3 protein-coding genes and 2 pseudogenes are annotated in these 3,916 nt (G+C 64.4%); 2 read left to right on the top strand and 3 right to left on the bottom strand.

What is annotated here, in order from left to right:
* The 3 genes and pseudogenes from AC1DN0_RS40815 to AC1DN0_RS40805 all read right to left on the bottom strand — a co-directional run.
* A pseudogene (locus AC1DN0_RS40815) lies at positions 1-90 on the bottom strand (TenA family transcriptional regulator); the annotation flags it as partial.
* A gap of 184 nt (positions 91-274) precedes the next feature.
* Positions 275-1,207, bottom strand: a complete 933-nt coding sequence (locus AC1DN0_RS40810; RefSeq protein WP_477104750.1) for an ornithine cyclodeaminase family protein — start codon at positions 1,205-1,207, stop codon at positions 275-277.
* Between the two features lie 52 nt (positions 1,208-1,259).
* Positions 1,260-2,012 (bottom strand): sulfite exporter TauE/SafE family protein, encoded by a 753-nt coding sequence (locus AC1DN0_RS40805; RefSeq protein WP_441637566.1) that lies wholly within the window; start codon positions 2,010-2,012, stop codon positions 1,260-1,262.
* A 311-nt stretch (positions 2,013-2,323) separates the two neighbouring features.
* Between AC1DN0_RS40805 and AC1DN0_RS40800 the strand changes: the two genes are divergently transcribed.
* Both AC1DN0_RS40800 and AC1DN0_RS40795 read left to right on the top strand, forming a co-directional pair.
* On the top strand, positions 2,324-3,613 hold the full coding sequence (locus AC1DN0_RS40800; RefSeq protein WP_477146593.1) for a hypothetical protein: 1,290 nt from the start codon (positions 2,324-2,326) through the stop codon (positions 3,611-3,613).
* A 213-nt stretch (positions 3,614-3,826) separates the two neighbouring features.
* Positions 3,827-3,916: pseudogene (locus AC1DN0_RS40795) on the top strand (TenA family transcriptional regulator); the annotation flags it as partial.

Raw genomic sequence — 3,916 nt, 5'->3', positions numbered from 1 at the left:
CACGCTGAAGGGGGCCTTGTTGGCGCTCTTGCCCTTGATGGCGTTTTCAAGGGCGGCACGGAAATCATCACGGTTCATCAGTTCGGCCATTTGGGGGCTCCTGTGGGCAGCGAGTTCAAGGTTGGGGGACGGCGTGGCGTGGTCCGGAGGTCTCGGCCGCAGAAACCAGCCAAATCCGGGATCCATGTGAATATTGTATACTATCTGCAGTTTTGCGAAAGAGCTTTTTGGGCCAAACTTGCCAAGGCGAGCGATCGCGCATCCGGCCTCGCGCTCACGCGGCTCTGGCTTCACCCGCCGCGGCGATCTGCCTGTAGGCGAAGCCCGCCAGCGCCACGTCTTCCAGACCGACCCCCACCGACTTGTAGATCAGGATGTCGGCGTTGCTGCCGCGTGGTTGCACGCGGCCGGTGACCACATCGGCCAGTTCGACGACCTTGTCGGCGGGCAGCGCGGCGGGGTCGGCCAGCACGATATCGCCGGCTTCGCGCATCGATTGCGGGCGCCATTCCACCACTAGCTTGCTGGCGCGCGAGAGCGCCACATCGTCCAGTTCGCGGGTGTGCGGCAGGCTCGATCCGATCGCCGCGACAAAGGCGCCGGGTTTGAGCGCCTGGCCGGAGAACAGCGGCGTGGTGGAGCGTGACGCGGTGACCACGATGTCGGCTTGCGCCACAGCCTGGTCCGGTTCAGCGAAGGCGACGGGGATGCCGCACCACTGCGCCAGGCGTTCGGGCGTGGCGGCATCCGCATACGGGTCGGACAGCAGGATGCGCTTGAGCGGCAGGGTGGCGGCCAGTTGGCGGGCATGTTGCACGCCTTGCGTGCCGGCGCCGAACAGCGCGAGCACTGCCGCGTCCGGCCGGGCCAGGTGGCGGGCGGCCAGCACCGAGCAGGCCGCGGTGCGCAGCCGGGTAATGGCGCCTGCATCGAAGGAGGCCAGCGGCCGGCCGTCCTCCGTCGAGAAAATCAGGATGACAAAGGAAAACTGCCCCTTGATGGTGGTGTAGACCTTGGCGCCCGCCACCTGCTGCTCGGGAATCACCGCCCCGAGCGTGGACAGCTTGACGCCGCCCGCCTCGGTGCGGATGCGCTCCTGCATGGCGGCCTTGCCTTCGCCAAAGCTGCGGAAGGCGTCCAGCATCACTTGCTGGGCGTCGGCGGCGCTGACGTGGCGGTCGATCATCTCGTCGGTGATATGCAACATGGTGTGTTTCCTGGATTAGCGGGAGAGGATGGGAGATTTCGGGCGCGGGGTTTCAGGCGGGCAGGGCGAGCTTGACCAGCACGCCGATCGCGCCGGCGGTGCAGAGCGCCAGCAGCAGCTTGCGCACGGCCTTGGCCGAGAAGCGGTTCTTGAGGCGGTTCGAGACGGCAAAGCCGACCAGCAGCATGGGCGACAGGCTCAGGCTGAGCCAGAGGTCGCTCAGCCCAAAGCGGCCGGCGGCGGACAGCATGGCCAGCGAGAAGGCCGCACCGGCGCAAAGGATGCAGCCAATGGTGGCGCGCAACTGCGGCGGCGGCAGATGCTGCATGACGATGGCAAAGGGCGGGGCGCCGGCCGAGGTGACCGTGCCCATGAAGCCGGAGGCCGCGCCGGCGAAGGCCATATTCAGTCCGGAAGCCTGCACCCGCCAGCCCAGCAGGCTGAGCGCCACCGCGGCCAGGATCGACAGCGCGAACACCAACGCCAGCAGTTCCGCCGGCAATTGCGTCATCGCAGCCACTGCCACCACCGTGCCTGCGGCGCGGCCCAGAAGGGCATTGCCCGCCGTGCGCCAGGCAATGGCACGGAACTCGCGTAGTGCACCAAGCAAGGAGACGAGGCCACCCATGGCGAGCAGGGGGCCGGGCGCCAGTTGCGGGAAGAACAGCACCGCGACCGGCGCCGACACCATGGAGAAGCCGATCCCGCCTACGCCCTGCAGGCAGGCGCCCACCAGGATCAGGGCGCCCATCATGCCAAATTGCCAGGCCGTTACGCCGGCGGGAAGGAGGGTGGAAATCGTCATGTATGTCTTGTGTGATGCCTGCGTAATCGATCGGTAGGAAGCTGCTGCCTGTCTTTAACGGTATACAGTCTACATAATTTGCAGAAAGAAGGCATCCATTCTGGGTTCTCAACTAACATCCAGCTCCCAAAAGGTGCCTGGAATCCCGCTTATGGCGCGGAAATATAAGGGTTTGCACCGATTTGGGGGGATTCCCTACCCCAAGAAGATTCTGCTTGTTTTGATCTAAGTTAAGAATATAGTATACGTTCATGGGGCAGCCATAGCTCCAGACACGATGGTCTCTACAGACAAAGATCCAAGGGGAATTCATGCAACACGAAGTGGTGATTGGCGCGGCACACTGGATCTACCTATTGGGCGTGGCGGTGATCGTCCTGACCATGATCCTGCGGGCCAACGTGGTCGTACCGTCGATTCTGGGTACGTTCCTGGTGGTGTTCGCGCTGACCGGCAGCCCGGTCTCCGCGCTGGGAGGGATATTTTCGGCAAGCCTGGTGGCGGCCAAGGAGTTGTTCAACATCTTCCTGGTCATCGCCTTCATGACAGCGCTGCTCAATTCGCTGAAGACGCTGCGCTCGGATATCCGGATGGTTGAGCCGTTCCGGCTGGTGATGAAGAACGGCCATTCCGCCTTCTTTATCCTGGCTGGCATTACCTATGTGATTTCGCTGTTTTTCTGGCCCACGCCGGCGGTGCCGCTGGTTTCCGCCATCCTGCTGCCGGCCGCGATCGCCAACTGGCAAGCCCGCGCAAGCGGCGCCGACGAGCGCTTCGAGCAGTCCGGCACCTTCGACAAGGCCGAGATCGCGCGCGGCACCRAGCACGACGAGCCGTTGGCCACCGATTCCAATATCGAGCGAAGCCTGGCCATGGTGGCGTTGCGCCGGGTCAAGTGGTCGAAGTGCTTTGCCGTGGTGACGCCGCTCGCGTTCCTGGCGGTGGTAGCGGTGATGGTGGTGCCCAAGATGGGCAGCGGCCTGCCCGAACTCAAGGGCGGCGATGCCGCAGCGCTGGTTGGCGGGGTTGCGGCGGTGCTGATGATGCTGGCCACGCTGGCCGCCGAAGGCCCCCGCAAGATGCTCGACGTATGTCCGGAGCACATTACGGACGGCTTCGTCTTCGCCTTCAAGGCGATGGGCTCGGTGTTGCCGATTGCCGGCTTCTTCTTCGTCGGCGCCGGCGAAACCGCGGCGCAGATCCTGGGTGTCGGCGCCGGCAAGGCGCCCAGCCTGCTGTTCGAGCTGATCCAGGCGTACCAGCACATGATCCCGGACAACCACGTGCTGGTCGCATTCGGTGTGCTGCTGGTGGGCATGATCACCGGCATCGACGGCTCCGGCTTCGCCGGCCTGCCGCTGACCGGCACGCTGGCCGGCGCGCTGGGTCCGGTGGTGGGCTTCGATTCCGCCACCCTGGCGGCAATCGGGCAGATGGGGGCCGTGTGGACGGGCGGCGGCACGTTGATCGCCTGGTCCTCGCTGATCGCGGTGGCCGGCTTTGCCCGCGTGCCGGTGCTCGACGCGGTGCGCGCCTTGCTGGTGCCGGTGCTGATCGGGCTGGGCGTATCCACCGTTTGCGCCATGTTCCTCTGGCGGTAGCGACACCGCGCGCGACGAAAAACGAGGCCTCCCAAAGCCTCGTTTTTTTTATTTCCGAAAGAGTTGTATACCGTCTTCACAAAAACGGCAGATAGTATACAATCAGATTCAAGGTATCGGATTTACCGGGTTGGGCTGTCTAGCCCGCTCACCTCTCCGGACCACGCCACGCCGTCCCCCAACCTTGAACTCGCTGCCCACAGGAGCCCCCAAATGGCCGAACTGATGAACCGTGATGATTTCCGTGCCGCCCTTGAAAACGCCATCAAGGGCAAGAGCGCCAACAAGGCCCCCTTCAGCGTG

Source organism: Cupriavidus sp. 05N39 (assembly GCF_056397325.1).
This window is presented reverse-complemented; position numbering and strand designations above follow the sequence as displayed.